Source organism: Komagataeibacter rhaeticus (assembly GCF_011611525.1).
In the GTDB taxonomy this organism is placed as follows: Bacteria; Pseudomonadota; Alphaproteobacteria; order Acetobacterales; family Acetobacteraceae; genus Komagataeibacter; species Komagataeibacter rhaeticus.
On the sequence record NZ_CP050139.1, the window covers coordinates 757,909 to 784,826 of the forward strand.

Below are 26,918 nucleotides of genomic sequence, written 5' to 3' on the forward strand. Positions count from 1 at the left end.
TGCCGAGTGGTGAGGAATAGCGATTTTGTCGAGTAAACGTTCAGCGCTGCTTGCGTCTGCCTGCCTTATGCCGCTGTTCTGGACGGCCGGGGCATATGCGCAGGATGAAGCGGCACAGAACACGCCATTCGGTGGGGACATGGCGCCGGTGTCCGGTGTGGACCAGCAGGAACCCGCGGTCGAAGCGATCAAGGCGCCCCCGCTTGAAGACCCGATCGAGGCGGTTGACATCAAGGGCAACAGCCGGATCGAGACCAGCACCATCCTGTCCTACATGGTTGTCCAGCCGGGTGACCGGTTCAACCAGGACCTGCTTGATCGTTCGCTCAAGACCCTTTACGCCACCGGCCTGTTCCATGATGTGACGCTCAAGCGCGTGGGCAACGTGCTGGAAGTGCATGTGGTCGAAAGCCCGATCGTCAACCGCATCGTGTTTGAAGGCAATCATTCCGCCAAGGACGAGGACCTGACGAAGGTCATTTCGCTGCGTCCGCGTGCGGTCTACTCCCCGCAGGGAATCTCGGCTGACAGGCAGAAGATCCTGGGCGTGTACGCGGAAAAGGCGCGCTACGCCGCAACCGTGACGCCGCAGATCATCCGCCTTGCGCATAACCGTGTCGATGTGATCTTCCACATCAACGAAGCGCAGAAAACCCTGATCAAGAAGGTAAGCTTCGTCGGCAACCGTGCGTTCAGCACGGCGGCGCTGGCCGGTGTCGTCTCTTCGAAGGAGACGGCGTGGTACCGCTTCTTCGCTTCCAGTGACCAGTACAACCCCGAACGCATGAAATACGATGCGGAACTGCTGCATCGTTTCTACCTGAAGAACGGCTTTGTCGATTTTCAGGTCAAGAACGCGACGGGTGAACTCTCGCCCGACCGAAAGAGCTTCTACATCACCTATACGGTGGATGAAGGCCCGCGCTACCGCCTGAACAAGATGGATGTGCGTTCGTCGCTGCGCCATGTCAGCGCGGAGTCCATGCGCAAATACATCTCCCTGTTCCACAATCAGTGGTACGATGGCTCGGCCATCCAGCACAATGCCACGGACATGCAGGAGATGCTGCAGGGCAAGGGCTATCCCTTCGCCATGGTCCATCCCGAAATTGCCCGCAACCCCGAGAAGCATACCGTCAACCTGCTGTTTGACATCAGCGAGGGGCCGCGGATGTATGTCGAGCGCATCGACATCAACGGCAACACCATTACCGAGGACAAGGTGATCCGCCGCCAGCTGCCGATGGCCGAAGGTGATCCGTACACCCCGCTGGACCGCAAGTATTCCAAGATGATCCTGGAGGATCTCGGGTTCTTCAAGACCGTCTCGATCGACCAGACCCCCGGTTCGGCGCCGGACAAGGTCAATATTTCGGCCGATGTGGTGGAAAAGCCGACGGGTGAGTTCTCGCTGGGTGGCGGTTACTCGACCGATGCCGGCGTGCTGGGCAACCTTGGCCTCAAGCAGCATAACCTGCTGGGCACGGGTATTGACGCGGGCTTTACCGGAACGGCCGCGTATTACGAGGACCAGGCGGACATTTCGCTTACCGATCCGTATTTCCTCAACCGCAACCTTGTGGCGGGCATCGACCTGTTCGGTATCCAGAACCGCTACATGACCTACCAGAGCTATTCCGAAGCGCGTATCGGCATGACGCTGCGCATGGGGTATTCCTATAACAACCACCTGTCGCAATCGTGGAGCTATACGCTGACCGATCGTGACATCGGGGATACGTGGTCGGATTCGTCCTATTACATCCATGACCAGAATGGCTGGTCCCTGCTGTCGCAGCTCAGCACCACACTGACATACGATACACGCGACCGCAGGCAGCAGCCGCATAAAGGTTTCGTGGTACGCGTGGGCGGTGACTTTGCCGGTATCGGTGGCAATGAGCGCTACCTGCGTGGCAAGGTGGATGCCGCGTACTACATCCCGCTGGACAGCATCATGGGCAACCATGACTGGACCGTCAGCTTCCGTGCGGGTGCGGGTGACATCATGAACTGGGGCGGTGGCCGCAGCGACATCATCGACAACTTCTATCTGGGCGGCAACTCGCTGCGCGGCTTCATGGATGGTGGTGTCGGCCCACGAAGCTACGCCATTCCCGCGCGTGACGGTAACGTCATGCACTCACAGCAGGACTTCCTGGGCGGGCGGTTCATGTACACCGCGTCCGCGCAGGTGGACTTCCCCATTCCGTTTGCATCGGCCATGGGGATTAAGGGCCGCTACTTCGTGGATATGGGCGGGCTGGACGGGCTGCGCGTGCGCCGCCGCTATACATCCATGAAGGACTGGCCCAAATATACCCCTGTCTATGACGATACGCTGACGCCGGTGGTCTCGACCGGCGTGGGTATTGCATGGAAAAGTCCGTTCGGTCTCGTGAACATCGATCTGGGCGTTCCGCTGCACAAGGGCACGAACGACCGGACCCAGTTGCTCCGCTTCGGCTTCGGCCAACAATTCTGAGGTGATAATGTTGCGTAAATCCGGCATCCGTCTGCTTGCCGCAACCGCTCTGATCGGGTGGGGAACTGTGATCGTACAGGGCGCCCATGCCCAGGGGAGTGGCGGGAATGCCGGCTGGTTCGTGCCCAAGGCCGCCCAGCCCGCCGCCCATGCGCCCCAGCACGAAGCCGCGCCGGCCCCCGTCGCCCTGCCTGCCGCCCCTGCCGACAGCGAGGACGCCCAGCCCCAGAATCCGCCCATCCTGCCCGTGCCGCCGGTGCCCAAGGCCCCGGATGTGCCCAAGAGCGCGCCGCCGCCCGCGCCGGTCATCGGCGTGATCAGCGTGCCGGAAGTGATGCGGCTGTCCAGCGCGGCGCAGCAGGCCGAGCGTGTGCTGGGCGCGCGCCGTGACGATCTGGCGCGTGAGGCGCAGAAGGAACAGGCCGGATGGCGCGACGAGCAGCAGAAGCTGCAGGGCCAGGCCAAGACCATGTCGTCCGACCAGATCCAGACCAGCGAGCGCAAGCTGCAGGAACGTGTGATCGCGGCGCAGAAGGACTTCCGCAACCGCAACCGCATCATCCAGGAAGCGGCACAGGTCTCGCTTGGGCAGATTGAGCGTGAGCTTGTCCAGATCATCCGCCAGCTTGCCGCCAGCCGGGGCATGAACCTGGTGCTGCACCGTGAACAGGTGGCCCTGAGCCAGGAAAGCCTCGACATCACCCAGCAGGTGGCGACCCAGCTGAACGCGGTGCTGCCCACCGTGTTCATTCCCGCCGCGAATGTGGACCCGGAAGTGCTGGCCAAGTCCGGCACCATGCCGACCACGGCCGATGCCGACAGGCCTGCCGCCGCACCGGCTTCCGTCGCTCCCGCCAAGCATTAAGGTCCGCTTCATGACAGTGACGCCGGATAACATACCAGGCGATCCACGTTTTTTTACAAGGCATGGGCCATTCGGGCTGGAGGAACTGGCACGCCATGGCGGTGCGGAACTGCGGGCCGCAGTGAACGGTTCGGCGGCCCCCGGCAGCTTTACCGGCATCGCGCCGCTGCAGTCCGCCACGCTCGGGCAGGTAAGCTTTCTTGACAACAGGCGCTACCTGCCCCTGCTGGCGGGAACGGGGGCCGGGGCGGTCATTGTCGCCCCTGCCTTTGCCGACAAGGTGCCTCTCCACGCCGCGGCCCTGGTATCCAGAACGCCGTACCAGGCCTGGGCGCGCATTGCGTCCCTGTTCTACCCGCCGCCGCCGGTCAATCCGGGCATCCACCCGACTGCCGTGATCGGGACCGGGTGCGTGATCGATCCCACCGCCGCTATCGGTGCCTTTGCCGTGCTGGGGGACGGGGTGCAGGTGGGGGCGGGCGTGGATATCGGCACGCATGTCAGTATCGGCCCGGGCGTGCGGATCGGGGCACGGTGCCGCATTGGCGCCCATGTCGCCATATCGCATGCGCTGCTGGGGGAGCGGGTGACACTCCTGCCCGGCGCGCGGATCGGGCAGGACGGGTTTGGCTTTGCCGTAACGCCCGAAGGCTTTGAAAGCGTGCCGCAGCTTGGCCTGGTCGTGCTGGAGGACGGGGTGGAAATCGGCGCCAACTCCACCGTTGATCGCGGGTCGATGCGCGATACGGTGATCGGCGCGGGCTCACGCCTCGACAATCTGGTGCAGATTGGCCATAATGCGCGGCTGGGGCGCTGCTGTATCGTCGTGTCCCAGGCGGGCATCTCCGGTTCGACCGAACTGGGTGATTTTGTAACGGTCGCGGCCCAGGCCGGGCTGATCGGGCATATCAAGATCGGTACCAAGGCGCGGATCGGGGCGCAGTGCGGTGTCATGTCCGATGTGGAGGCCGGGGCGGATGTCATTGGCAGTCCGGCCATGCCGTTCCGGGAGTTTTTCCGCAATGTGGCCTTCCTGCGCCGGATGGCCAAGAAAACGACGCAGGATGGAGCCGGGGAAAAGGCCGACAGGGCCTGATTGCCTGTTTCCATCAGATATTCAACCGGTAGGAACCGGCCTGTCCCGACTGTTGGCAGGCCAGCGCTCCTGACCGAACAAGTGGTTGGACGACGTGGATAAAGAAGTAGAGGCACTGCCAGCGGACGCAACGCCCGCAGTTCTGGAATCGATCGACATCATGCGGATCATGGAAGCGATACCCCATCGCTACCCGTTCCTGCTGATTGATCGCATGGTTGACATCACGCTGGGGCAGTCGGCGGTTGGCATCAAGAATGTCACGGTCAACGAGCCGCATTTCCAGGGGCATTTCCCGGCGCGGCCGGTCATGCCGGGTGTGCTGATCATCGAGGCGATGGCCCAGACCGCGGCCTGTCTGGTGGTGCTGACGCTGGGGCCGGCATTCGAGGGCAAGCTGGTCTATTTCATGACCATCGACGGCGCCAAATTCCGCCGACCCGTGGGGCCGGGCGACCAGCTGCGCATTCATGTCGAAAAAGAACGCAGCCGCGCCAATGTCTGGAAATTCAAGGGTATTGCGCGCGTGGATGGCGTATCTGTCGCCGAGGCGACATTCAGCGCCATGATCATGGGTTGATCCCGCACGCGGTTGTTTAGGTGGGGTGTGCGCCCCGGGGCGCGCCCGCAGCCTGCGCCGGTTCTGCAGGCCATAGTTACTTGCGGGGATGGAGGCTATTCTGGCAGGAAGTTCATCTGACGGTCACCAAATGGATGAACGGCGTGGAAAACCGCCCGAAATCCATCCGTCATCCATCGTTTCCAGCCGTGCGCGCATCGGGCGCGGCGTGCGGATCGGCCCGTGGTGTACGGTCGGCCCGGATGTGGAGATCGGGGAAAATGTCGAGCTGATCTCCCATGTGGTGATCGACGGGCATACCACCCTGGGTGAGGGCGTGGTGTGCTACCCCTTCACCACCGTGGGCATGGCGCCGCAGGACCTGAAATACCGGGGCGAGCCGACGGCCTGCGTGGTCGGCGCGCGTACCATCATCCGTGAGAACGTGACCATCCACCGTGGTACGGCAACCGGCACCGGCGTGACCCGTATCGGACCGGACTGCCTGATCATGGCCAATTCCCATGTGGCGCATGACTGCACGCTGGGGCGTGGTGTCATCATCGTCAACAACGTGGTCATGGGTGGCCATGTGGTGATTGGCGATGGCGCGCGCATCATGGGGGCGGCTGCACTTCACCAGTTCGTGCGGATCGGCCATGCGGCGCTGGTCGGGGGCGTATGCGGGGTCGAGGCCGATGTCATCCCTTATGGCAGCGTGCTGGGTAACCGGGCGCGTCTGGTGGGGCTGCACTGGATCTGGCTGCGCCGCAATGGCGTGCAGCCTGACGAGATCCGCCGTATGCGACAGGCTTTCCGGGCGCTGTATCCCAAGGCCGCCCATGCTACGGACGCGGTTTTCCAGACCCGGCTTGAGCATGTCCGCCAGACCTATGGCAATGACCCGCGCGTGGTCGAGATCCTTGATTTTATCGCAGCCCCCACCCATCGTGGTCTGGTGCGTGTCCAGAGTGGGGACATGATCGAGAGCGATGGCGCCTGAAGTCCTGCCCGATGGCCGGCTTCATGGGGCGTGTGTCGGTATTCTGGCCGGTGGCGGGCCGCTGCCGGGCCAGGTCGCGCGCGCGGTGGAACGGGCGGGCGGGCGTGTTTTCATAATAGGGTTCCAGGGTTTTGCGGAACCTGAAGTAATCGGGCACTGGCCGCACCGCATGGTCCGGCTGGCGGCGGCGGGCGAGATCCTGTCCGCCCTGCATGAGCACGGTTGCCGTGACCTTGTGCTGATCGGGCCGGTCAGGCGGCCATCCCTTGTCAGCCTGCGGCCCGATGCCGCGGGCGCGCGCATTCTCACGCGCATCGGCAAGGCCCTGTTTGCCGGAGACGACGGGCTTCTGGGGGCCATCGTGCGCGTGCTGGGGGAAGAAGGCTTCACCATCCGTGGCGCGCATGAATACCTGCCCGGTTCGGTTGCCCGTCCCGGTGCGCTGGGCACGCTCACGCCCGATGCCACGGCGCGCGCCGATATTGCCCTTGGCCGCCATGTCGTGCGGCAGTTGGGCCGACTTGATATCGGCCAGGGCTGCGTGGTGCAGGGGGGGCTTGTGCTGGCGGTCGAGGCGCTGGAGGGCACCGACAGGATGCTCGAGCGCGTGGCCACCCTGCGGCAACCCGACCGTCCCGGTGGCGTTCTGGTCAAGATGGCCAAGCCGGGGCAGGAACGCCGGGCCGACCTGCCAACCATCGGCCCGCGCACGATCGCAGGCGCCATGGCCGCGGGCCTGCGTGGCATTGCCATGGAAGCAGGTGCTACGCTGATCACCGATCCCGCCGCATGCACCGCCATGGCCGATGAGGCCGGTCTTTTCCTGACCGGCATTGGTGGTGGGGACGAAAAGATAACCTGAAAGGGAAGAACGCCGGATGGGAACTTACCTGCATACGATGGTGCGCGTGCGCAACCTTGAGGCCAGCCTTGATTTCTACCGCCTGCTGGGCATGCATGAACTGCGCCGCCGGGACGTGCCGGAAGGGAAATACACCCTTGTGTTCATCGGGTACGGTGACAATGCCTCCGGCCAGGCGGAAATCGAGCTGACCTATAACTGGGGCCAGGATGATGGCTACGCGGTTGGTACGGGGTTCGGTCATTTTGCCGTGGGCGTGCCGGATGTGAAGGCGGTGGTGGAAACGGTGCGCGAAGGCGGCGGCAAGGTCACGCGCGAGCCGGGACCGGTCAAATTCGGCACGAGCTTCATTGCCTTTGTTGAAGACCCGGATGGCTACAAGATCGAACTGATCCAGAAGCCCTGATGCCCGGCCCCGGCCTTATGGCGCGGGGCGGGCAAGCAGGCGGCGCATGATGCCCAGTTCCCTTGTCACGGCATCCAGTGCGGTCAGGATATCCTGTGCCGCCCGCCTTGTGCGTTCGTCCTGGCTCAGGGCCAGCGAATCCGCGCGCAGCATGGCGGGGGAGAGATGGCCGCGAATGTCATGGATGTGCCGCCGCAGCGTTTCATCACGGGACGGGGCAGAGTCGCTGGCGGGGCTGGTCATGTAAATCATCCGGTTGTGGCGCAGATGGGTATCAGCATTGACGTTGCCCCGAAGCGGCAGTATAAGGCGCCGCTCGGGGCATCCGCGTCATGCGGTGCCCGGTAGACTTATTTCCGTAACCTGTCTGTCATTGTCAATCTGGGAGTGCCGTTGTGAAGCGCACGTATCAACCCTCGAAGCTGGTCCGCAAGCGTCGCCACGGCTTCCGTTCGCGTATGGAAACCGTTGGTGGCCGCAAAGTTGTTGCAAACCGTCGCAGCAAGGGCCGCAAGCGTCTTTCTGCCTGAGGCAGGTGACGTCTGTACGTTCCGGGCATGACACTGCCCGGGGCCATGAATGTCTCTATAACAGGGGCGGCTGAAAGTGGCCGATCAGTCCACGCGCCTTAAAAAACGCGCCGAGTTCCTGCGGGTTGCGGCCAAGGGCCGCAAGGCGCCCGCGCCGGGGCTGGTGCTTCAGGCGCTTGAACGCGGCGACACGGAAGCAGCCCGGTACGGTTTTACCGTTACCAAGAAAGTGGGTAATTCCGTCGTGCGTAACCGCGCGCGGCGGCGCCTGCGTGAGGTGGTCCGGCTTCTGGGCCGCGAAAAGGCGCTCAGGGGCGTCGATATCGTGGTGATTGGCCGGTCAGGCACATGCGGGCGGCGGTTTGACGCCCTGATGGGCGATTACCGCAAGGCCCTGCGCAAGGCGGGGGTGAAGGAAGAATCGTGACGGCGTCTTCCCTCAGTCCACTTGCCCATATGCTGCGTGCGGGCATCCGCGCGTATCAGCTGGTGATCCGCCCCATATGGGGCGCGCATTGCCGTTTCACTCCTTCATGCAGTCATTACGCACGCGACGCGATTGCCCGCCATGGGGCAATGCGGGGCAGTGTGCTGGCGGGCTGGCGCATCCTGCGCTGCAACCCGTGGAATGCGGGTGGGCACGATCCCGTTCCCGGCACGGCCTGCGGCTGTGACATGCATGACTCCATGAAAAACAGTAAAAGTCTGGCGGGTCGCTGATGGATATCAAGCGTTTTATGGTGGCAACGGCACTGTCTGCCGTGGTGCTGGTCGGTTTTGAATATTTCCTGCCACAGCAGAACCATAAGACGGTCGAGCAGCAGGCCCCCGCGCCGGAAGCGCCGCCGGCGTCCACCCCGGTGACGGCCGCGGCGCCATCCGCTTCCGACCAGCCGGACCCGCGCGTGGCGATCGATGCCGACCGCGTGCATGGTTCGCTCGATCTGCGCGGCGCGCGCCTTGATGACCTTGTGCTCAAGAATTATCATGAGACCGTGCAGAACGGCAGCCCGCTGGTGCGCGTGCTGGAACCGCGCGGGCAGGAGCAGCCTAACCTGGTGGAAGTCGGCTGGGCCAATGTCAGCGGTGGCCATGTGGCCGTGCCGGATGCCAACACGCTGTGGACCGCCGACCATGACAGCCTGACCCAGGCCCGGCCCGTTACCCTGAGCTGGGACAATGGACAGGGCCAGGTGTTCAGCATCACCGTCGCAATTGACCAGAACTACATGTTCTCGGTCACGCAGAAGGTGACGAACCATGGGGGCGAGCCGGTCTCGCTCTATCCTTTCTCACGCGTGGAACGGGGCTATACCCCGGTCGAGACGGGGGGCTACCTTGTGCATGAGGGGCCGATTTCCGTCATTGACCACCGGCTGGATGAAAGTTCCTACAAGTCGCTGCGCAAGGGCGCCGTGCCGCCGGGCAATATTGCCTGGACCAAGGCAGGCCAGGGCGGCTGGGCCGGCATTACCGACAAATACTGGCTGGCCGCCGTCATTCCCCAGCAGGATAGCGATGTCGCAGGCACCTATGCCTATCAGGGTGCGGGCAATGGGGATAAGGGCACCTATGATGTCGGCTTTACCGCGCGCGCGCCGCTGGTGGTGGCGGCGGGCGGCGAGGCCAGCACCGCAAGCCATGTCTTTGCCGGCGCGAAGGAAGTGCCGCTGCTGGAAAAATATGAGTCCAGCCTGCATATCCCCGATTTCTGGAAAGCGGTGGATTTTGGCTGGTTCGCGTTCCTGACACGCCCGATCTTCACGGTGCTGGACTGGCTGAACACCATGCTGGGCAATTTTGGCCTTGCGCTTATGGCGTTCACGCTGCTGGTCAAGGCGCTGTTCTTCCCGCTGGCGACCAAGCAGTTCCATTCCATGGGCAAGATGCGCCAGCTCCAGCCCAAGATCAAAGCCCTGCGTGAGCGCTACAAGGATGACCAGATGGCGCTCAACCAGCAGATGATCGGGCTGTACAAGCAGGAGGGCGTGAACCCCGCCAGCGGCTGCCTGCCCATGCTGCTGCAGATCCCGGTTTTCTGGTGCCTGTACAAGGACCTGTATGTCACGATCGAGATGCGGCACGCGCCCTTCTTCGGCTGGATCCATGACCTTTCGGCGTTCGACCCGACAAACCTGTTCACCCTGTTCGGCCTGATCCCGTGGAATCCGTCGGTCATCTCGCCCATGCTCCAGCTTGGCCTGTGGCCCATTGCCTTCGGCCTGACCATGTTCGCGCAGATGCGGCTCAACCCCACGCCCACGGCAGACCCCGCGCAGCAGAAGATGTTCCAGTTCATGCCGATCATCTTTACCTTCTTCATGGCGCGGCAACCGTCGGGGCTGGTGATCTACTATTGCTGGAACAACCTGCTGACCATGGCGCAGCAGACCCTGATCCAGCGCCGCATGAATAAAAGCACGCCTGCCGTGCCGCCGCCTGCGAAGCCCAAGCTTCCGGCCAGGAAGAAATAGATACGCGGAGCATGACGGTGGAATTTTCCTCCTCCACACCAACACCCGAAGAAGTGGAACGTGACCGGGAAACCGGTCGCGTCCTGTTCGCGGGGGAATTCAACTTCGTGTTCGGCGCGCAGAAGCTTGGGCAGCTGCCCGACCCGATCCTGCCCGAAATCGCCTTTGCCGGGCGCTCCAACGTGGGCAAGTCCAGCCTGATCAATGCGCTGACCGGCAGGCGCGCGCTGGCGCGGGCTTCCTCGGAGCCGGGGCGGACCAAGCAGCTCAATTTTTTCGAGATGGCCCACCGCCTGACGCTGGTGGACATGCCCGGCTATGGTTTTGCCAAGGCCGCCAGGGCGGTAAAGGAAGACTGGCAGGGCATGATGTTTTCCTACCTGCGCGGCAGGCCGACGCTGCGCCGTGTGGTGCTGCTGCTGGACAGCCGGGTGGAGGTCAAGGCAAGCGACCGGGAAATCATGAAGATGCTGGACCGCGCGGCCGTGACGTTCCAGGTGGTGCTGACCAAATGCGACGTGCCCAAGCCGAACGCGCTGGCGGCCAAGCTGCGTGAGGTCAGCGAGATCGTGGCCACGCATGCGGCGGCCTTTCCCCATGTGCTGGCCACCAGCAGCGAAACGGGGCTGGGGATCGAGGATCTGCGCGCGGAACTTGCACGGCTGGCCAACCCGCCGGCATAGCCATCCCGATCAGGGACTGCCCCGGCATGGCGGCAGGATGGATGACACGTCAGGAGCGAAGGGACCGTTCGGATGACAGCAACAGGACCGGGCGACCGGGAAGCACAGGTACGGGCCGAGGTTCTGGCCAGGGCGCTGCCCTACCTGCGGCGCTATGCGGGTGATACCGTGGTGGTGAAATATGGTGGCAGCGCGATGGTCGATACCACGCTGTCCACCGCGTTCGGCCATGATATCGCGCTGCTCAAGCAGGTGGGCGTGAACCCGGTGGTGGTGCATGGCGGCGGCCCGCAGATCAGCGCCATGCTCAGGCGCCTGCAGATTGAATCCACCTTCATTGATGGCCTGCGCGTGACCGATGCCGCCATGATCGATGTGATCGAGATGGTGCTGGCGGGCAAGGTGAACAAGCAGGTGGCGGGGCTGATCAACCGCGCCGGTGCGCTGGCGGTTGGCATTTCGGGCCTGGATGGCGGGCTGATCACCGCGCGCCGCCTGCTGCGCCGCGCGCGGGAGAACGGGGTGGAAACCGACCGGATGCTCGATCTTGGCTTTGTGGGGGAACCCGCGCGCATTGACCCGCGCGTGATCTACGCGCTGTCCGGCTCGGGCCTGATTCCGGTGATCGCCCCCATCGGGGCGGGTGAGCAGGGCGAGACCTATAACATCAACGCCGATACGGCCGCCGGTGCGATTGCGGGGGCAGTCAGTGCCAGCCGCCTGCTCATGCTGACGGATGTGCCCGGTGTGCTGGATGGCGATGGCAGGCTGATCCCGGAGCTTACGGCAGAGGACGCGCGCCGTGGCATTGCCAGCGGCATGATCTCGGGCGGGATGATCCCCAAGGTGGAAACCTGCCTTGAAGCCGTGCGCGCGGGTGCGAAGGCGGCTGTCATCCTTGATGGCCGGGTGCAGCATTCCTGCCTGCTTGAACTGTTTACCGAAGCCGGGCCGGGCACCCTGATCCGCGGCGCGTAGCCATACCCGGACCATGCGTTGACATCGGCCCCGATCCTTCGCATGGTCCGCAGGCAATCAGTACAGGCGGGGGCACCCGGCGCAGGCCGCAGGGATCCCGCCCCAGACAGGATTTTACCGATATGACCGATACATCCCTCCGGAGCCAGATCGAGGCCCTGTGGGAGCGTCGCGAGACGCTGTCCACCGCAACCACCGGCGCTGACCGTGAAGCCGTCGAGACCGCGCTGCTGGCGCTGGATTCCGGCAGGCTGCGCGTGGCAACACCCGGCGAAGGGGGCTGGACCGTCAATGAATGGCTGAAGAAGGCGGTGCTGCTCTCCTTCCGCCTGAACGACAACCGCCTGGTCGAAGGCGGTGGCGCGGGCGCGCCCAGCTATGACAAGGTACCGCTGAAATTCGCGGGCTGGGACCAGGCGACGTTTGCCGATGCCGGTTTCCGCGCCGTGCCCGGTTCCATCGTGCGCCGCTCCGCCTTCATAGCACCCGGCGTGGTGCTGATGCCCAGCTTCGTCAATGCCGGCGCGTATGTGGACAGCGGCACGATGGTCGACACCTGGGTCACGATCGGCAGTTGCGCCCAGATTGGCAAGAACTGCCATATCAGCGGTGGCGTGGGCATTGGTGGCGTGCTGGAGCCGCTGCAGGCGGCCCCCGTCATCATCGAGGACGGCTGCTTCATCGGTGCCCGTTCGGAAGTGGCCGAGGGCGTTGTGGTCGAGCGGGGCAGCGTGCTGTCCATGGGGGTTTTCCTTGGCGCGTCCACCAAGATCGTGGACCGTGCCACGGGCGAGGTGTTCATGGGCCGCGTGCCCGCCTATTCCGTCGTGGTGCCCGGCACGCTGCCGCCGCGTCAGGCCACCAGCACCGATGGCAGGCCGCTGCCGTCACTGGACTGCGCGGTGATTGTCAAGCGCGTGGATGAACGCACGCGCTCCAAGACCTCGATCAACGACCTGCTGCGCGGCTGAGCGGCATCATGACGGACGGCGCCATGACGGATACGCAGCAGGACCCCGGTGGCGTCGTCACCCTTGCGCGTGACCTGATCCGCTGCCCGTCCGTAACACCGGATGACGGCTGCGCCATCAAGACCCTGGCCGCCGTGCTGGAACGGATCGGTTTCAGTGTGACGATGCTGCCGTTCGGGGAGGGGAGCGCGCACACCCCCAACCTGTTCGCGCGCCTGGGCACGGCGCAGCCCCATATCTGCTTTGCCGGGCATACGGATGTCGTGCCGGTGGGGGATGCGGCGCAGTGGTGCCATGACCCCTTTGGCGGGGAGATCCACGACGGTATCCTGTTTGGCCGCGGTGCGTGCGACATGAAGGGGGGCATCGCCGCCTTTGTTGCCGCCGTCCGGCTCTATCTCCATAAGGTGGGCACGCCGCCGGGGTCGATCAGCCTGCTGATTACCGGCGATGAGGAAGGCCCCGCCACCAACGGCACCGTGCGCGTGCTGGAATGGATGGCGGAACATGACCAGATCCCCGATTTCTGCGTGGTGGGGGAGCCGACCAATCCCGCCGGCATGGGGGAGATGATCAAGATCGGCCGCCGGGGCAGCCTGAACGCCCGTATTGTCGTGCCGGGCACGCAGGGGCATGTGGCCTATCCGCACCGGGCGGACAACCCGGTCCACCGGCTTCTGGCACTACTGAATGAGCTGACAGCCGCCCCGCTGGATGGCGGCAGTGACTGGTTCGAGGCGTCCAGCCTGCAGGTCACCAGCCTTGACGTGGGCAACACGGCCACCAATGTCATTCCCGCACAGGCCGAGGCCCGGCTGAACATCCGCTTCAATGACCTGCATACCGGGGCTGACCTTGCGGGCTGGCTCCGCACGGTGGCAGCCCGTCATGCGCCCCGGGCACGGGTGGACATCTCCATAAGCGGTGAATCCTTCCTGACCGAACCGGGGGTTGCGGTGGAGGCCCTGCGGGCGTCCGTACGGGCGGTTACGGGCCATGTTCCCCGGCTGGACACGGGGGGCGGTACGTCCGATGCCCGTTTCATCGCCCGTTACTGTCCCGTTGCGGAATTCGGGCTGGTGGGTGCCAGCATGCACAAGACGGACGAGCATGTCAGCCTGACGGACCTGCGGCAGCTGACGGCGATTTATACCGGTTTTCTGGAAAAGGTAATGCATTGATGTCTGATCGCGGCGCATCTCCCGGCCCCAGCGCGGCGGGGTTTGGCGGTATCCTGAAGGGAATGCTGCTGCTGGGCCGTGGCCGGGCGGAGGGCATTACCTATTTTGGCGGCACGCGTGATGCCGTGCTGTCAGCCCTGGCGCCCCGGCTGGCACTGTGGCTGGTGCTGGGGGGGCTGACCATCGGCTATGCCCCGCAAGCCATAAGCGGGGTGAAGGTGCTGTTCGCGCTGTGTCTGATCCTGTTGCCCGCCGTGGTGACCTATAGCCTGGCGCATCGCTGGAAGCGCGAGGCGCTGTGGCCGCGCTATATCACCGCCACATGGTGGACGGACTGGGTCACGCTGTTCGTGGGGCTGGGGGTGGCGCTGCTCATGGCGCTGGCATCTCCCAGGCTGCTGCAATCCGCCATGGGGGCGATGATCCTCAATGGTGTGGAGTTTGCCTACAGCCTGTGGCTGACCTGGTATGTGGCGCGTATCGGCCTGCTGCTGCGCCGGGGGCAGGCTGTGGTGCTGGTTCTGGCCATCCTTGGCAGCCTTGGGCTGCTGGTGCTCCTGACCGGCCTGCTCTCACCGGGGCAGCGTGCGTGGCATGAATTCCTGTACCCGATGCTGGTGCAGCAGGGTGCTGCGCACTAAACCCGTCTGCCAGCAGATCAGAAGGTTTTGGTGAAGCGTTTTTCAAAAAGGCGGCATCCAGACACTTCCCTTGTTTTCCATCAATGGATTATTCAGCGGCTGAAGGGGTTTTCCGCGTAACCCACGCCGGTCAGGCACAGCCCTTCCGGTGGGGCGGTGGGGCCAGCCGCGCGGCGGTCGCACGCGGCAAGGGCATGCGCGACCTGTGCGGGCTCCCAGCGGCCTTCGCCCACCAGTTTCAGGGTGCCCGCCATGTTGCGGACCTGATGGTGCAGGAAGGAGCGGGCCGCCGCTTCAATGACCACGTATTCCCCTTCACGCTTCACATCCAGCCGGTCCAGCGTGCGGACGGGGCTGCGTGCCTGACAGGCCGTGGCGCGGAAGGATGTGAAGTCATGCCGGCCCAGCAGATGGGCTGCCGCCTGCCGCATGCCGTCCACGTCCAGCGGCGCGCGGACATGCCACACCTGTCCGTCCTCCAGCGCGGGGCGGGCGGCGCGGTTGAGGATACGGTAGCGGTAGGCGCGTGAAATGGCGGAAAACCGCGCATTCCACTGTGGCAGGACCGGACGGGCCATCAGCACCACAACCGGGTGGGGCTTCATGTAGAAGTTCAGCCCGTCGCGTACCGTGGCGCTGGACAGGGTGACATCGGCCGGAAAGTCCAGATGCGCGACCTGTCCGCTGGCATGCACGCCCGCATCGGTGCGGCCCGCGGTAATGCTGCGTACGTCGTGGCCATTGGTCAGGCGGGTGGCGGCATCTTCCAGCAGGCCCTGTATCGACAGCAGTCCGGTCGTTTTCTGGCGCTGCCAGCCAACAAAACCACGGCCATCATATTCCATCAGCACCGCCCAGCGGCAGACCGACGGGGGCGCGGCATCATCCGGACGGGAGAGGGCAGGCGTGCTGTCAGGCATCGGGCTGCTCCATGCCCAGTCGTGTACCGGGTGCAATGGCCTGCCCGCGCAGGAAATCACCGGCTTCCATCATGCCGCGCCCGGGGCGCTGCAGGCGGGTGATGCGCAGTATCGTACCATCCCCGCAGGCAACATGAAGCCGGTCATCCATGACGGTGCCGGGGGCTGCCGGTGTGCCGCCCGGTGCGATTTCCGCCGCCCCGATCTTGATGACCGTGCCGTCCAGTACCGTAAAGGTGCCCGGCCACGGGGTCAGGGCACGGATCTGGCGGTCAATGGTGGTGGCCGGGGTCCGCCAGTCGATGCGTCCGTCCTCCCGGCTCAGGCGCTGCACGTAGGTTACGCCCGTATCGGGCTGCGGCGTGCCGGGATGGGGGGGCTGGCGCAGGGCCTCGACAATCAGCCGCCCCCCCATGGCCGCCAGGTCATCATGTAGCGTGGTGGCGGTGGTGCGCGGCGTCAGCGCCACATGGTCGCGCAGCAGCATGGCCCCTGTATCCAGTCCTGCGTCCATCTGCATGATGGTGACGCCGCTTTCACTGTCCCCCGCCAGGATGGCGGCCTGTATGGGGGCGGCACCGCGCCAGCGCGGCAGCAGGCTGGCATGGATGTTCAGGCAGCCGCGACGCGGGGCTTCAAGCATGTCTACCGGCAGGATCAGCCCGTAGGCGGCCACCACGGCGGCATCAAGGTCAAGGTTGCGGAAATGGGCGTGTTCTTCCGCATTGCGGCGCAGCGAGAGCGGGGTGCGCACGGCAATGCCCAGTTCTTCCGCCGCCTGCTGCACGGGGGAGGGACGCAGCTTCTTGCCCCGGCCCGCGGGGCGGGGGGGCTGGCTGTACACGGTTACGATGTCATGCCCGGCCTGGTGCAGGGCGCGAAGGGCGGGTACGGCAAAATCGGGCGTGCCCATGAAGGCCAGTCGCATGGCGTTGGGGTCCGTTCAGGCTGGGCCGGACCCTTTTTGTAGAAAACCCAAGGCCCCGGCGGTGTGATCCACACGCGTGGGTCAGTGCTTCTGGCGCTGTTCCTTGGCCAGGCGGCGCATGATCATGTTGCGCTTGAGCGTGGAGAGGTGATCGACAAACAGGATGCCTTCCAGATGGTCGATCTCGTGCTGCAGGCAGGTGGCCAGCAGGTCATCGGCTTCCAGTTCCTGCACCTTGCCTTCCATGTCCTGGTAGCGAACGCGCACCGCTTCGGGGCGGACGACCTCGGCATACTGGTTGGGCAGCGACAGGCAGCCTTCCTCACGCGCGGCCATGCTGTCCGTCTCGGCAATCACCTCGGGGTTGATCAGCACGATGGGGTTGCGCGGGCCGTCCTTGTCCGACACGTCGACAATGGCAAAGCGCATGCCAAGTCCCACCTGCGGCGCGGCCAGGCCAATGCCGGGGGCCTGGTACATGGCCGCGAACATGCGGGGGATGATGGTGCGCAGGCCGTCCATGTCCTCGGGGCGGACAAGGCGGGTTTTCTGGCGCAGGACCGCCTGGGGCGCGACCAGGATCGGCATGGGGGTCGCCTGAGCGATGACATCATGTTCAATCATAGATCGCCATTTAGCGTGTCCGTACCCGTGATGCCAGTAGGGATAGGGTCAAAATGGCGCAGGGTACCGGCATGACGGAACGGGAGCCTCCCCTTGCGCATGGCTATTATTCTCCCATATCGTAAAAAGACGGAAGCGGATGCCTGAGCGGGTCCGCTTCACGTTTCTTGTCTCGCTCGCAGCAGAGGAGGCCGATTTGTCGGGAAGAGTCTTCGGGTCCCCCATGTTCCTGGGGTTTGACCATCTTGAACAGATGCTTGAACGGGCATCAAAAAACGCAACGGACGGCTATCCGCCCTATAATATAGAGCAGGTCAGCCCCACGACCCTGCGCATCACGCTGGCGGTGGCCGGTTTCGTGATGGAGGACCTGCACATCACGCAGGAAGACAACCAACTGGTCATCCGCGGGCGGCAGAGTGATGACGGGCAGGGGCGTATTTTCCTGCATCGTGGCATCGCGGCCCGCCAGTTCCAGAAGGCGTTCGTGCTGGCCGAGGGAATCGAGGTGGGCGGGGCGTGGATGGATAACGGCCTGCTGCATATCGAACTGGCCCGCCCGCAGCCGGAAGTACGCGTGCGCAAGATCGAGATCTCGCGCGCGCCATCAGCCCCCCCTGCGTCGCGTGATCGTGTTCCACCCGTGGTGGATGTGCCCATGGGGCGCAAGCAACGTGTCGTGAGGGTGATTGACGAGGAATGACAGCATAAGCCGTAATGGAACGGCCAGTATTGCGATGCGGACCCGAAGGGACGGACATCCCTTCATGATGCAGGAGATAACGCGATGAGAGTCACGACACAGAATGGCCGGGTACTGCTGCAAAATGACCCGGAAACGGTAGCCGGCCCCCATGCCGTAACGGCCGGTGAACTGCGGGGACTGGGCATGGAAACGGTGGCCTACATCCGCGCGGTGGAAATGGAAGGCCAGGGGGCCTTTGCCATCCATGCCGCGGATGGTACCCCGCTTGCGGTAACCGATGACCACGAGACGGCCGTCAGGGCCATCCTCCAGCATGAAATGATGCTGGTTCCCCTTCACTAATTCTTTTCTTTCTTAGACAGAGGCCCTGTCCGGCATGCACGGACAGGGCCTTTTATGTTGTGGCAGACCCCACAACGCACTGGGGCAGGATGGGGGGGCCGGCGGCACGGCCCTCCCATCCCGTAGGGGTCTCACACCGTCTGGTTGCCTGCCCTGACCGTGGGATCAAGCCAGCCGATGTTGCCATCGGGCCTGCGGTAGAGCACGTTGACGGTATCGGTCCTGCTGTTGCGGAAAAGCTGGATCTGGCTGTCGGCCAGGTCAAGGCGCATCACGGCCTCGCTTACGCTCAGGGTCGGGATCTCGGCCGGGCGCTCGGCAATGATCGTGGCATAGGGTCCGGCACTGGCCAACGCCGAGTCCTCTTCCTCAAGCGGGCTTTCCTCCTCGCCTGCGGCGGCGGGGGTGGTCATGCCGGGGCGCAGGACATAGCTGCGCCCGAATTCGGGCACCTGCTGGCGGGTCTTCATGTGGCCATGGTTGGTGGCCTTGCGGTGGTAGCGGCGCAGGCGGCGGGCGATGTGTTCGGCCGCATCGTCAAAGGCCGAATGGGCATCGGCGGCTTCGCCCTCGCCGCGCAGGGTCAGCCCGCGTGAGGCATGGAGGTTGATGTCACAGGTAAAAAACGAGCGCGCACGGCTGAAGGTAACGCGCGCTTCCATGGCCTGCCCGAAATACTTTTCCGAAATACGGTCCAGATGGGCGCTTACCCGGTGTTTCAGGGCATCGGACAGGTCGATCTGCTTTCCGGCAACACTGATGTGCATAAGGGACAACTCCTTATCTGATCACAGCGCAGTCACCTGCGGGAGACGCAGTACGGTCGTTCAGTTCATGATGATGTCTCTACAGGGCCGAGCGTGTGCTCCCATGCGGGCTGCGATGCGTATGCTATTGTGTTGTACCAGTCGGGCACATGGTCCCGAACGGGAAACATTTGGGCATGGTTGCACGCCTGCTGTCCATTCCTTATTTGCATAAGAGATGGCAGATTTTCCTATCAATGGGGGCTTGCATTCCACCCCCTGCCTACAGGGGATGGACATCGTGGCTAGAGGGTGAATTTCTCGCCCAGATATACGCGGCGCACGTCCTCGTTCGCCACGATTTCCTCCGGCCGCCCTTCGGTCAGCACCTGCCCGCTATGCATGATGTAGGCCCGGTCAATGACTTCCAGCGTCTCGCGCACGTTGTGGTCGGTAATCAGCACCCCGATGCCGCGATCCTTCAGATGGGCCACCAGGTCACGGATTTCGCCCACCGCGATGGGGTCGATACCGGCCAGGGGTTCGTCCAGCAGGACATAATGCGGCTGGCTGGCCAGTGCGCGGGCAATTTCCAGCCGCCGCCGCTCACCACCCGACAGGGCCAGTGATGAGGAATGCCGCAGGCGTGTAATGCCGAATTCCCCCAGCAGGCCATCCAGCATCGTCTGCCGCCGGTCGGGGTCCGGTTCCACGATCTCGAGTGCCGCCATGATGTTCTGCTCGACGGTCAGGCCACGGAAGATGCTCGATTCCTGTGGCAGGTAGCCAATGCCCATCCGCGCGCGGCGGTACATGGGCAACTGGGTTATGTCCGCGCCATCCAGCGTGATGGTGCCCATGTCGGGCCGGACCAGACCCACGATCATGTAGAAGCTGGTGGTCTTGCCCGCGCCATTGGGGCCAAGCAGGGCCACGGCCTCGCCCCGCTGCACCTGCAGCGAGACATCGCGCACCACCTGCCGCTTCTTGTAGCTCTTGCCGATACCGCTGGCGATCAGCCCGCCGGAGGGGGGGGCAACCGGCTGTTCGGTCGTGGCCGCCCCGTCTGCCGCTTCTGCCTTGGGCGTCGTGTTCATCGTGCTGATCCCTTGTCACCCTTGCCGGCCTGGTTCGGAATGACCAGGCCGCTCACACGTGAGCCGGGGTTGTCGGTCAGTGTCGCGATATCGGTATGCATGTTCACGATGGCCGATGTGCCGCTGACCTGATTTTCCCCACGGGTGATATGCACGTTGCCCACCAGTCGGGCAATGCCCGTATCGGGCACATAGACGCCCCGGTCCCCGGTTACGGTTTCGGTGCGGGTACGGATCACGATATGGCCAAAGGCATCGACATGGTCGATCGTGCCCGCACCGGGGGCGGGCCTGTCATCGGCGGTATCGACCGGCGTGTCCTTCTTGCCGTTGGGATGTGTCTCGTTCCATTCGCGCCGGGGGTGGCTGCGCTGGTCCTTCGGCCTGTCATAGCCCACCAGCACGTCGGCACGGATCTGCCGCCCGTCATCGGTGGTCATGGTGGCATTGCCACGGGCAACGGACATGTGCTCGTGCGAATGATATTCCAGCACGTCGCGCGCGGTCAGGATGTCCTGCGGGGTTGTCATTTTCAGGTGCTGGCCGGTCATGACCAGGATCGCCTGGTCCACATCATAGACCGCATGGTCGCCCCATGCCTGGTCGCTGGTATTGAAGGCATGGACATGGCCCAGGGCTTCCAGCCGGTACACCTCGCTGGCGCCACCGGGGCCGCTGCTGTCGCCCGGCGTATTTGTGGATGCGGCACCTGTACCCGCGCCACCGGGCGCGCCCGCCGGAGCCGGCCTGTCGGGGGTGGGCAGGTCCTGGGGCAGGGTATCGGATGTGGTGGCGAGGCTGGTATCCACATCAGGGTCGCCGGGCAGGGCGGGCGCGGCAGGGGGCTGTGCTGCGGGGGACGCGGCAGGCGTGGCCGAGTCGTCGGTGATGTGGGGGCGTCGGGTTTCAAGCGGGGGGGCAACCCCCATATGGTCGGCCAGCGGGGCGCCGGCGCCCGGTGGCTTCGGTGCCGCCGTGGCCGGGCCGCCCGCCTGCGGGGCCTGGGCCGCTGTCGTGGGGGCCGTGGCCTTCTTGCGGTAGAAGGCGACCAGACGGTCGGCGCGCACCGTCACGTCGCCCCGGATGGCCTGGGCGCGGTCATAGGCGGTGACGGTCTGGGCATTCTGGTCCCAGTCAAAGCCGCCCGCGGCCGTGACATTGATCTGCTGGCCGTGTGACATGTCCAGCCCCTGCGCCATGGCGGGGGCTGCCGCCACCAGCCCGAGCATGAGGCCGCCCAGCGGGAGGGTGGAGCGCATGCGCGCCATCAGTTCGGTCTTTCCGCTGCGTTGAGGATCATGCGTCCCGGCCCGCGGAACAGCATGACGCCGCCATGGATGTCCAGCATGCCGCCCTGTACGTCCATCACGCCCATCGGGCCTTCGCCATGGATCCAGCTGTCGGTTACGATAATGTTGTGGCGCATGTCGATATCGGCGGTGGGGGTCAGCATGAGGGTTCCGTCATTGCGATAGAGCGTGACCGCATGCGTCAGGTCCAGCATCTGGGCATGCTGGATATAGACGCCTTCGCTGGCGGTCACGTACAGCCAGTTTCCGTTATCCATCAGGGTATCGGCGGCGGCGTTGGTCAGGTCAATCCGTTCGGATGAGATCTGGCGCGCCTCATCGGCGGTGATCATGTAGGGGCGGCCATGTTCGTCCAGCCCGCCATAGGTCGGGTTGAGCATGCTGCCGCTTTTCACGCGCACATGGCTCATCTGCGCCATGGTGCCGGTATGCATGATCACGGCGCGCTGCACGGCGGGCCATGCCGCGATGGAGCCAAGCAGGACAAGGGCCAGCAGCGGCAGCATCCACTTGGCCGAACGCATGATGGTCTGCCGCCGCGCAAGATCGGCGGCATTGGGCAGCAGCCGCCTGCGGGTGGACTGGTCGAATATGCTGCGCTGGCGCTCCACATCGGCGGCGCTGCGGGCATAGTCCTCGCGCTCGATGCGGTCGGGCGCGTTGCCCCCGTTCCTGTCGTCAGGCTGGTCCGTCATGCAATGCCAGCACGCAGCAGGTCGTGCAGGTGGACGATGCCGACGGGCTGGTCCGTGTCATTCAGCACGAAGATGCTCGAGATCGGTCGGGGGCGGTCATTCATGATGCGCAGCGCTTCCGCCGCCAGAACGTCGGAGCCAATGGTCTGGGGCTGGGTGTTCATGATGTCGGCGGCGCGCGTATGGTCAAGGTCCAGTTCCAGCGCCAGGCGCAGGTCACGATCGGTGATCAGCCCGACCAGACGGTTGTTCGCATCCACCACCCCCATGCAGCCAAAGGCCTTGCGTGTCATTTCCATGATCACCTGCCGCAGCGGCGTGTCGGGCGTGCCCAGCGGCATGCTCGGGCCGGGATGCATGAGTTCACGCACGCGGCGCAACTGCGTGCCCAGCCGCCCGCCGGGGTGGAAGACGCCAAAGTCACTGGCGCTGAACCCGCGGCGCTGCAGCAGCACGATGGCCAGCGCATCGCCCAGCGCCAGCTGCATGGTGGAACTGGTGGTGGGGGCCAGGCCGTTGGGGCAGGCTTCGGGCGCGCGGGGCAGCAGCAGCACGATATCCGCCGTGCGTGCCAGAGTGGAGTGCGCGCAGGATGTCATGGCGATCAGCAGCATGCCGAAGCGGCGGGCATGGGAGATGACGTCGGCCATTTCCGCCGTCTCGCCGGAATTGGAGATGGCGAGTACCGCATCCCCCTTCTGCAGCATGCCCAGATCCCCGTGTGAGGCCTCGGCCGGATGCACGAAGATGGCCGGCGTGCCGGTGGAAGCCAGGGTCGCCTGTATCTTGCGCCCGATATGCCCTGACTTGCCGATGCCGGTCACCACCACGCGCATGTTGTCCGACAGGATGCGCTCGACCGCCTGGATGAAGGCCTGTCCCAGACCGGCCTCCCCCGGTCTCGGGGGGGCCTCCAGTGCGGTGATCATGGCCTGCAGGCCGGCGGATTCGGTGCGCAGCACGCCGCATGCATCCAGCAGTATGCGCGCCTGTGGCGTCGGCATGCTTGCATCGGGGGGGGAGGGGGGAAAGGGGGAAAGGCTGCTGTTCATGCCCGATCTGTGTTGTTGCGACAGGCTGCCGGCGGGGCCGGGAGCGGTGTCAGGCGGCCCGATGCGCGAAAATGTCCGGATCCTGATAGCCCAGTATATCAAGACGTGCACGCGCTGGCATGAAATCAAAGCAGGCCTGCGCCACGTCGCGCCGGCCTTCGCGGTGCAGCAGGGCCTCCAGCCTTTCCCACAATGCATGCAGGTACAGCACGTCGGATGCCGCATAGCATAGCTGTTCGCGCGTCAGGTCCGTAGCACCCCAGTCCGAACTCTGCTGCTGCTTGCTCAGTTCCACCCCCAGCAGTTCCCGGCACAGATTGGCCAGGCCATGGCGGTCGGTATAGGTGCGCACCAGCTTGGAGGCGACCTTGGTGCAGATGCACGGCGCTACGGTCACATTGAACGTGTGCTGGAGAATCGCCACGTCGAACCGGGCGAAATGCATGATCTTGGGCACGCGGGCATCGGTCAGCACGCGCACCAGGTTGGGAAAGCCGGCCGCCGTTGCGTGGGGGGGAACCTGCACGAGGTGGGCCTGTCCGTCCCCTGCCGAAAGCTGGACCAGGCACAGGCGGTCACGGTGCGGGTTAAGGCCCATCGTTTCGGTATCGACGGCCACCATGCCGGTAAAGGTCACATCGGCGGGCAGGTCGCCGCGATGGAAATGGATGGCATCGGGTACCGGGCTTGCAGCCATGTTGAGAACGCTCCGTCACGATAGGCCCTTCACGGTGGCAGGTCTGGCAGGCAACCGCAAGGAAGGCCGGCCGTTGCAGTGCAGGTCCGGCAGGTGCCGGGCCGCGCGGGCGAACCTGCGCGCGAAGGATGCATAGGGGGCGGTTTACACCAATTTGAACCGGGAAACAGGCAAAAAAGATACGGGGCAGACCCGGCGGGGCTGCCCTGACCAACCCCCGGAGGGGAGTAGTATCCGATTTTTCAGAAAAGCTGGTGCCCAGAAGAAGACTCGAACTTCCACGACCTTGCGGCCACAGGTACCTGAAACCTGCGCGTCTACCAATTCCGCCATCTGGGCTCAGAGGCTCCCCAGCGGAGGCCGCCGGGGTGGTGTGAGCGCTGTTTAGTCCGGCACGCGGGGGCGGTCAACAGGCTAAATGGTTTTTTTTGAAATCAGGCGCATTTTTTTCTTTTCGCCCCGTGGCATGGGGCGCGCGGGCGGGAGAATTGACTGTGCCGCCCCCGGCCCCGCATGCGAAAAAAGGCGGCAGCGCACTCACGCGCCACATACGGGAGCAGGTCATGACACGGAAGGTGGCAACGGTTTTTGGTGGATCGGGCTTTGTCGGGCAGTCCGTCGTGGGGCGTCTGGCGCGGGCGGGTTATGTGGTGCGCGTGGCCGGGCGCACCGCACGGCTGGCCGCGACCCTGCGCATGCTGGGGGATGTGGGTCAGGTGGTGCCCGTTGTCGCCTCCATCATGGATGAGGCGGGCTGCGTCGCGGCGCTGGAGGGGTGTGACCTGGCCATCAACCTGGTGGGAATCCTCTCGCCACGCGGGCCGGCGACGTTCGAGGCGATCCATGTCGAAGGTGCCGCGCGCGTGGCCCGTCTGGCCGCCTGCGCGGGGGTGGAGCGGCTGATCCATGTCTCGGCGCTGGGGGCGGATGTCAGCAGTCCGTCCGCTTACGCCCGCAGCAAGGCGGAAGGGGAATGCGCCGTCACCCGCGCCATGCCAGGGGCGGTGATCATCCGCCCCTCGCTTATATTCGGGGTGGGCGGCCCCTTTCCCGCCATGTTCGCGCGCATGGCGCGCTTCATGCCGGTGGTGCCGGTGTTCGGGGCGGCCACCCGTTTCCAGCCGGTCTGGGTGGGGGATGTGGCCGAAGGCATGCTGCGCCTTGCAACCGATGGGTCCATGGCCGGGGCCGTGTTCGAATTTGGCGGCCCGCGCATCATGACCATGCGCCAGATCGTGGCGTGGTCGGCGCGCTGGGCGGGGCATCCGCGCCCGCTGTTCGAGGTGCCGCGCTGGCTGGCCAATGCGCAGGCCAGCGTGCTGGAGCACCTGCCCGGCAAGGTGCTGACGCGTGACCAGGTCAGGCTGCTCTATGTCGATAACGTCGTGGCGCCCGGCGCGCGCACCATCGAAATGCTGGGCATAATCCCCGCGCCGATGGACCTGATCCTGGGATAAGGGAGGGAAACTGGGGAAATTTGCCGTTTTTCCCCATAAAGGTCAGCACTACTGTCTTTTATTTTCGCGCGGTGGTGCGTAGGTCTGTCCTTCGCCATGGGCGCGCTGGTGCTGCCGTGGCTTCCTTCTCATCCGCACACCAGGGGCAGACCGATGGCCGAGCGCATGCTGAAATTCGTCTCTGTGGCGCAGGAGCAGCCGGACAAACGGCCTGCCGGGGCGCGCCGCAGGGATTTTAACGAAATTTATGCCGAGTTCGTGCCCGCAAAGGCCGAGACGCAGGCCTCGCGCTGTTCGCAGTGCGGCGTACCGTTCTGCTCGGTACACTGCCCGCTGGGCAACAACATCCCCGACTGGCTGATGATGACGGCGGCGGGACGGATGGAGGAGGCATACGAACTGTCGTCCGCCACCAACACCTTCCCCGAAATCTGTGGCCGCATCTGCCCGCAGGACCGTCTGTGCGAAGGCAACTGCGTGATCGAGGAAGGATTCGAAAGCGTCACCATCGGCGCGGTCGAGCGCTACATTACCGATACCGCCTTTGATAACGGCTGGGTCAGGCCGGTAAAGCCGATGGTCGAGCGGGATGAAAGTGTTGCCATCATCGGTGCCGGTCCCGGCGGGCTGGCTGCTGCGGTGCAGCTGCGCGAGCAGGGCTACCAGGTCCATGTCTATGACCGGTACGACCGTGTTGGCGGCCTGCTGATGTACGGCATCCCCGGCTTCAAGCTGGAGAAGGACATCGTCCTGCGCCGCCACAGGCTGCTGGTGGAATCGGGCGTGCAGTTCCATCTGGGCAAGGGCATTGGCGATACGGACGGCGCGGACAGCATCGCGTTTTCCACCCTGCGCGCGCGCCATGACGGCGTGCTGATCGCAACGGGTGTGTACAAGTCGCGCGATATCGGTGGCCCCGGCGCGGGGCTGGGCGGCATCGTGCGCGCGCTGGATTACCTGACGGCATCCAACCGGGTCTCGCTGGGGGACACGGTTGCCGAATATGACAGCGGCGAACTGAATGCCGCGGGCAAGTCGGTGGTGGTGATTGGCGGTGGCGATACGGCCATGGACTGCGTGCGTACCGCCATCCGGCAGGGTGCGAAGTCGGTGAAGTGCCTGTACCGCCGCGACCGCGCCAACATGCCCGGCTCGGTGCGGGAAGTGAAGAATGCCGAGGAAGAGGGCGTGGAGTTCGTCTGGCTTGCCGCCCCGCAGGCATTCGAGGGCGAGGGCGGCGTGACCGGCGTGCGTGCGACCCGCATGAAGCTGGGCCTGCCCGATGCCTCCGGCCGCCAGTCGGTCGAGCCGGTGGAAGGCAGCGCCTTTACGCTGGAAGCCGACATGGTGGTCAAGGCGCTGGGCTTCGACCCCGAACCGCTGCCCATGCTGTGGGGCCAGCCGGAACTGGAGGTCTCGCGCTGGGGCACGCTCATGGTCGATCGCAAGACGTTCATGACCAGCCTGCCCGGCGTGTTCGCGGCCGGCGACATCGTGCGCGGGGCCAGCCTGGTGGTGTGGGCCATCCGCGACGGGCGGGATGCCGCAGCCCAGATGCACGCATGGCTTGAGGAATTGACGGCCGCACAGGCCGAGGTGGCGGAGTAAGC

At 64.7% G+C, this 26,918-nt stretch carries 29 protein-coding genes, 1 tRNA gene and 1 pseudogene; 20 read left to right on the top strand and 11 right to left on the bottom strand.

Translation table 11 applies throughout. The annotated features are described in order from the left end of the window. The first annotated feature begins 67 nt into the window (after window positions 1-67). The 7 genes from bamA to gloA all read left to right on the top strand — a co-directional run bounded on the left by bamA (window position 68) and on the right by gloA (window position 7,276). Window positions 68-2,485 carry an outer membrane protein assembly factor BamA gene (gene bamA / locus GWK63_RS03550; RefSeq protein ID WP_007399169.1) on the top strand — a complete coding sequence of 806 codons (2,418 nt, stop codon included), beginning with the start codon at window positions 68-70 and terminating at the stop codon, window positions 2,483-2,485. A 7-nt stretch (window positions 2,486-2,492) separates the two neighbouring features. After that, complete coding sequence (locus GWK63_RS03555) at window positions 2,493-3,350, top strand: OmpH family outer membrane protein (protein ID WP_007399170.1); 858 nt, start codon at window positions 2,493-2,495, stop codon at window positions 3,348-3,350. A gap of 10 nt (window positions 3,351-3,360) precedes the next feature. Next, window positions 3,361-4,446, top strand: coding sequence for a UDP-3-O-(3-hydroxymyristoyl)glucosamine N-acyltransferase (gene lpxD, locus GWK63_RS03560; protein ID WP_396415485.1), 1,086 nt, complete (start codon window positions 3,361-3,363; stop codon window positions 4,444-4,446). A 94-nt stretch (window positions 4,447-4,540) separates the two neighbouring features. Continuing rightward, window positions 4,541-5,026 carry a 3-hydroxyacyl-ACP dehydratase FabZ gene (gene fabZ, locus GWK63_RS03565; protein ID WP_007399172.1) on the top strand — a complete coding sequence of 162 codons (486 nt, stop codon included), beginning with the start codon at window positions 4,541-4,543 and terminating at the stop codon, window positions 5,024-5,026. A 130-nt stretch (window positions 5,027-5,156) separates the two neighbouring features. Then, complete coding sequence (gene lpxA / locus GWK63_RS03570) at window positions 5,157-6,008, top strand: acyl-ACP--UDP-N-acetylglucosamine O-acyltransferase (protein ID WP_007399173.1); 852 nt, start codon at window positions 5,157-5,159, stop codon at window positions 6,006-6,008. After that, window positions 5,998-6,870 carry an LpxI family protein gene (locus tag GWK63_RS03575; RefSeq protein ID WP_007399174.1) on the top strand — a complete coding sequence of 291 codons (873 nt, stop codon included), beginning with the start codon at window positions 5,998-6,000 and terminating at the stop codon, window positions 6,868-6,870. Before lpxA ends, GWK63_RS03575 begins: the two co-directional genes overlap by 11 nt. A gap of 16 nt (window positions 6,871-6,886) precedes the next feature. Next, complete coding sequence (gloA, locus tag GWK63_RS03580; RefSeq protein ID WP_007399175.1) at window positions 6,887-7,276, top strand: lactoylglutathione lyase; 390 nt, start codon at window positions 6,887-6,889, stop codon at window positions 7,274-7,276. A gap of 15 nt (window positions 7,277-7,291) precedes the next feature. On the opposite strand, the gene GWK63_RS03585 is transcribed toward gloA, so the two are convergent. Beyond that, window positions 7,292-7,519, bottom strand: coding sequence for a hypothetical protein (locus GWK63_RS03585; protein ID WP_166498127.1), 228 nt, complete (start codon window positions 7,517-7,519; stop codon window positions 7,292-7,294). 152 nt (window positions 7,520-7,671) lie between these two features. Between GWK63_RS03585 and rpmH the strand changes: the two genes are divergently transcribed. The 9 genes from rpmH to GWK63_RS03630 all read left to right on the top strand — a co-directional run bounded on the left by rpmH (window position 7,672) and on the right by GWK63_RS03630 (window position 14,734). Beyond that, window positions 7,672-7,806: a 50S ribosomal protein L34 gene (gene rpmH, locus GWK63_RS03590; RefSeq protein WP_007399178.1), complete on the top strand. Its 135-nt coding sequence runs from the start codon at window positions 7,672-7,674 to the stop codon at window positions 7,804-7,806. Window positions 7,807-7,882: 76 nt separating this feature from the next. Then, window positions 7,883-8,233, top strand: a complete 351-nt coding sequence (gene rnpA, locus GWK63_RS03595; RefSeq protein WP_007399179.1) for a ribonuclease P protein component — start codon at window positions 7,883-7,885, stop codon at window positions 8,231-8,233. Beyond that, the gene (gene yidD, locus GWK63_RS03600; protein WP_112209895.1) at window positions 8,230-8,526 is read left to right on the top strand and encodes a membrane protein insertion efficiency factor YidD; all 297 of its coding nucleotides are present in this window, start codon (window positions 8,230-8,232) and stop codon (window positions 8,524-8,526) included. The genes rnpA and yidD overlap by 4 nt, the downstream gene beginning before the upstream one ends. After that, entirely contained in the window at window positions 8,526-10,280 is a 1,755-nt protein-coding gene (yidC, locus tag GWK63_RS03605) for a membrane protein insertase YidC (RefSeq protein ID WP_039999339.1), read from the top strand. Before yidD ends, yidC begins: the two co-directional genes overlap by 1 nt. Before the next feature lie 11 nt (window positions 10,281-10,291). Beyond that, window positions 10,292-10,963: a ribosome biogenesis GTP-binding protein YihA/YsxC gene (gene yihA / locus GWK63_RS03610; RefSeq protein ID WP_034929215.1), complete on the top strand. Its 672-nt coding sequence runs from the start codon at window positions 10,292-10,294 to the stop codon at window positions 10,961-10,963. 72 nt (window positions 10,964-11,035) lie between these two features. Then, the gene (argB, locus tag GWK63_RS03615; protein ID WP_007399183.1) at window positions 11,036-11,941 is read left to right on the top strand and encodes an acetylglutamate kinase; all 906 of its coding nucleotides are present in this window, start codon (window positions 11,036-11,038) and stop codon (window positions 11,939-11,941) included. A gap of 122 nt (window positions 11,942-12,063) precedes the next feature. Continuing rightward, entirely contained in the window at window positions 12,064-12,912 is an 849-nt protein-coding gene (dapD, locus tag GWK63_RS03620) for a 2,3,4,5-tetrahydropyridine-2,6-dicarboxylate N-succinyltransferase (protein ID WP_007399184.1), read from the top strand. A gap of 23 nt (window positions 12,913-12,935) precedes the next feature. Further along, window positions 12,936-14,093, top strand: a complete 1,158-nt coding sequence (gene dapE / locus GWK63_RS03625) for a succinyl-diaminopimelate desuccinylase (RefSeq protein ID WP_007399185.1) — start codon at window positions 12,936-12,938, stop codon at window positions 14,091-14,093. After that, window positions 14,093-14,734, top strand: a complete 642-nt coding sequence (locus GWK63_RS03630; protein WP_007399186.1) for a hypothetical protein — start codon at window positions 14,093-14,095, stop codon at window positions 14,732-14,734. The genes dapE and GWK63_RS03630 overlap by 1 nt, the downstream gene beginning before the upstream one ends. 92 nt (window positions 14,735-14,826) lie before the next feature. Here GWK63_RS03630 and truA read toward each other — a convergent pair whose 3' ends face one another. The 3 genes from truA to def form a co-directional block, all read right to left on the bottom strand. After that, window positions 14,827-15,654 carry a tRNA pseudouridine(38-40) synthase TruA gene (truA, locus tag GWK63_RS03635; RefSeq protein WP_007399187.1) on the bottom strand — a complete coding sequence of 276 codons (828 nt, stop codon included), beginning with the start codon at window positions 15,652-15,654 and terminating at the stop codon, window positions 14,827-14,829. After that, on the bottom strand, window positions 15,647-16,582 hold the full coding sequence (gene fmt, locus GWK63_RS03640) for a methionyl-tRNA formyltransferase (RefSeq protein ID WP_039999350.1): 936 nt from the start codon (window positions 16,580-16,582) through the stop codon (window positions 15,647-15,649). The genes truA and fmt overlap by 8 nt, the downstream gene beginning before the upstream one ends. Before the next feature lie 81 nt (window positions 16,583-16,663). After that, window positions 16,664-17,206, bottom strand: coding sequence for a peptide deformylase (gene def, locus GWK63_RS03645; RefSeq protein WP_007399189.1), 543 nt, complete (start codon window positions 17,204-17,206; stop codon window positions 16,664-16,666). 223 nt (window positions 17,207-17,429) lie between these two features. Here def and GWK63_RS03650 point away from each other — a divergent pair, with 223 nt between their 5' ends. Together GWK63_RS03650 and GWK63_RS03655 are read left to right on the top strand one after the other, a co-directional pair. Beyond that, on the top strand, window positions 17,430-17,909 hold the full coding sequence (locus GWK63_RS03650) for an Hsp20 family protein (RefSeq protein WP_007399190.1): 480 nt from the start codon (window positions 17,430-17,432) through the stop codon (window positions 17,907-17,909). Window positions 17,910-17,993: 84 nt separating this feature from the next. Then, the gene (locus GWK63_RS03655) at window positions 17,994-18,254 is read left to right on the top strand and encodes a DUF1150 family protein (RefSeq protein WP_007399191.1); all 261 of its coding nucleotides are present in this window, start codon (window positions 17,994-17,996) and stop codon (window positions 18,252-18,254) included. A gap of 131 nt (window positions 18,255-18,385) precedes the next feature. Here the strand turns inward: GWK63_RS03655 and hpf are convergent, their stop codons facing one another. The 7 genes and pseudogenes from hpf to GWK63_RS03690 form a co-directional block, all read right to left on the bottom strand. Next, on the bottom strand, window positions 18,386-19,021 hold the full coding sequence (gene hpf / locus GWK63_RS03660; protein ID WP_034929229.1) for a ribosome hibernation-promoting factor, HPF/YfiA family: 636 nt from the start codon (window positions 19,019-19,021) through the stop codon (window positions 18,386-18,388). A gap of 284 nt (window positions 19,022-19,305) precedes the next feature. After that, window positions 19,306-20,097 (bottom strand): LPS export ABC transporter ATP-binding protein, encoded by a 792-nt coding sequence (lptB, locus tag GWK63_RS03665; RefSeq protein ID WP_007399193.1) that lies wholly within the window; start codon window positions 20,095-20,097, stop codon window positions 19,306-19,308. After that, entirely contained in the window at window positions 20,094-21,326 is a 1,233-nt protein-coding gene (locus GWK63_RS03670) for an LptA/OstA family protein (RefSeq protein ID WP_396415489.1), read from the bottom strand. The genes lptB and GWK63_RS03670 overlap by 4 nt, the downstream gene beginning before the upstream one ends. Continuing rightward, a pseudogene (gene lptC, locus GWK63_RS03675) lies at window positions 21,232-22,102 on the bottom strand (LPS export ABC transporter periplasmic protein LptC). Before lptC ends, GWK63_RS03670 begins: the two are co-directional and overlap by 95 nt. Beyond that, window positions 22,099-23,154, bottom strand: coding sequence for a KpsF/GutQ family sugar-phosphate isomerase (locus GWK63_RS03680; protein ID WP_007399196.1), 1,056 nt, complete (start codon window positions 23,152-23,154; stop codon window positions 22,099-22,101). The pseudogene lptC and the gene GWK63_RS03680 overlap by 4 nt, the downstream one beginning before the upstream one ends. Window positions 23,155-23,203: 49 nt before the next feature. Then, complete coding sequence (locus GWK63_RS03685; protein WP_007399197.1) at window positions 23,204-23,851, bottom strand: ribonuclease D; 648 nt, start codon at window positions 23,849-23,851, stop codon at window positions 23,204-23,206. 252 nt (window positions 23,852-24,103) lie between these two features. Continuing rightward, a tRNA-Leu gene (locus GWK63_RS03690) sits at window positions 24,104-24,190 on the bottom strand. 224 nt (window positions 24,191-24,414) lie between these two features. On the opposite strand from GWK63_RS03690, the gene GWK63_RS03695 reads away from it, so the two are divergent. Together GWK63_RS03695 and GWK63_RS03700 are read left to right on the top strand one after the other, a co-directional pair. Next, the gene (locus GWK63_RS03695; RefSeq protein ID WP_039999355.1) at window positions 24,415-25,308 is read left to right on the top strand and encodes a complex I NDUFA9 subunit family protein; all 894 of its coding nucleotides are present in this window, start codon (window positions 24,415-24,417) and stop codon (window positions 25,306-25,308) included. A gap of 153 nt (window positions 25,309-25,461) precedes the next feature. Further along, window positions 25,462-26,916, top strand: a complete 1,455-nt coding sequence (locus GWK63_RS03700) for an NAD(P)-dependent oxidoreductase (protein WP_007399200.1) — start codon at window positions 25,462-25,464, stop codon at window positions 26,914-26,916. The last annotated feature ends 2 nt before the right edge of the window (window positions 26,917-26,918 follow it).

What these genes read in the sequence shown, in the direction of transcription:
- lptB (WP_007399193.1), bottom strand. Translation starts at nt 20,097, where the DNA reads ATGAACACGACGCCCAAGGCAGAAGCGGCAGACGGGGCGGCCACGACC.
- dapD (WP_007399184.1), top strand. Translation starts at nt 12,064, where the DNA reads ATGACCGATACATCCCTCCGGAGCCAGATCGAGGCCCTGTGGGAGCGT.
- fmt (WP_039999350.1), bottom strand. Translation starts at nt 16,582, where the DNA reads ATGCGACTGGCCTTCATGGGCACGCCCGATTTTGCCGTACCCGCCCTT.
- dapE (WP_007399185.1), top strand. Translation starts at nt 12,936, where the DNA reads ATGACGGATACGCAGCAGGACCCCGGTGGCGTCGTCACCCTTGCGCGT.
- def (WP_007399189.1), bottom strand. Translation starts at nt 17,206, where the DNA reads ATGATTGAACATGATGTCATCGCTCAGGCGACCCCCATGCCGATCCTG.
- GWK63_RS03695 (WP_039999355.1), top strand. Translation starts at nt 24,415, where the DNA reads ATGACACGGAAGGTGGCAACGGTTTTTGGTGGATCGGGCTTTGTCGGG.
- gloA (WP_007399175.1), top strand. Translation starts at nt 6,887, where the DNA reads ATGGGAACTTACCTGCATACGATGGTGCGCGTGCGCAACCTTGAGGCC.
- truA (WP_007399187.1), bottom strand. Translation starts at nt 15,654, where the DNA reads ATGCCTGACAGCACGCCTGCCCTCTCCCGTCCGGATGATGCCGCGCCC.
- lpxD (WP_396415485.1), top strand. Translation starts at nt 3,361, where the DNA reads ATGACAGTGACGCCGGATAACATACCAGGCGATCCACGTTTTTTTACA.
- GWK63_RS03630 (WP_007399186.1), top strand. Translation starts at nt 14,093, where the DNA reads ATGTCTGATCGCGGCGCATCTCCCGGCCCCAGCGCGGCGGGGTTTGGC.
- GWK63_RS03575 (WP_007399174.1), top strand. Translation starts at nt 5,998, where the DNA reads ATGGCGCCTGAAGTCCTGCCCGATGGCCGGCTTCATGGGGCGTGTGTC.
- hpf (WP_034929229.1), bottom strand. Translation starts at nt 19,021, where the DNA reads ATGCACATCAGTGTTGCCGGAAAGCAGATCGACCTGTCCGATGCCCTG.
- argB (WP_007399183.1), top strand. Translation starts at nt 11,036, where the DNA reads ATGACAGCAACAGGACCGGGCGACCGGGAAGCACAGGTACGGGCCGAG.
- yihA (WP_034929215.1), top strand. Translation starts at nt 10,292, where the DNA reads ATGACGGTGGAATTTTCCTCCTCCACACCAACACCCGAAGAAGTGGAA.
- GWK63_RS03670 (WP_396415489.1), bottom strand. Translation starts at nt 21,326, where the DNA reads ATGCTCGGGCTGGTGGCGGCAGCCCCCGCCATGGCGCAGGGGCTGGAC.
- bamA (WP_007399169.1), top strand. Translation starts at nt 68, where the DNA reads ATGCCGCTGTTCTGGACGGCCGGGGCATATGCGCAGGATGAAGCGGCA.
- GWK63_RS03555 (WP_007399170.1), top strand. Translation starts at nt 2,493, where the DNA reads ATGTTGCGTAAATCCGGCATCCGTCTGCTTGCCGCAACCGCTCTGATC.
- GWK63_RS03655 (WP_007399191.1), top strand. Translation starts at nt 17,994, where the DNA reads ATGAGAGTCACGACACAGAATGGCCGGGTACTGCTGCAAAATGACCCG.
- GWK63_RS03700 (WP_007399200.1), top strand. Translation starts at nt 25,462, where the DNA reads ATGGCCGAGCGCATGCTGAAATTCGTCTCTGTGGCGCAGGAGCAGCCG.
- GWK63_RS03680 (WP_007399196.1), bottom strand. Translation starts at nt 23,154, where the DNA reads ATGAACAGCAGCCTTTCCCCCTTTCCCCCCTCCCCCCCCGATGCAAGC.
- GWK63_RS03650 (WP_007399190.1), top strand. Translation starts at nt 17,430, where the DNA reads ATGTTCCTGGGGTTTGACCATCTTGAACAGATGCTTGAACGGGCATCA.
- lpxA (WP_007399173.1), top strand. Translation starts at nt 5,157, where the DNA reads ATGGATGAACGGCGTGGAAAACCGCCCGAAATCCATCCGTCATCCATC.
- GWK63_RS03585 (WP_166498127.1), bottom strand. Translation starts at nt 7,519, where the DNA reads ATGACCAGCCCCGCCAGCGACTCTGCCCCGTCCCGTGATGAAACGCTG.
- GWK63_RS03685 (WP_007399197.1), bottom strand. Translation starts at nt 23,851, where the DNA reads ATGGCTGCAAGCCCGGTACCCGATGCCATCCATTTCCATCGCGGCGAC.
- yidC (WP_039999339.1), top strand. Translation starts at nt 8,526, where the DNA reads ATGGATATCAAGCGTTTTATGGTGGCAACGGCACTGTCTGCCGTGGTG.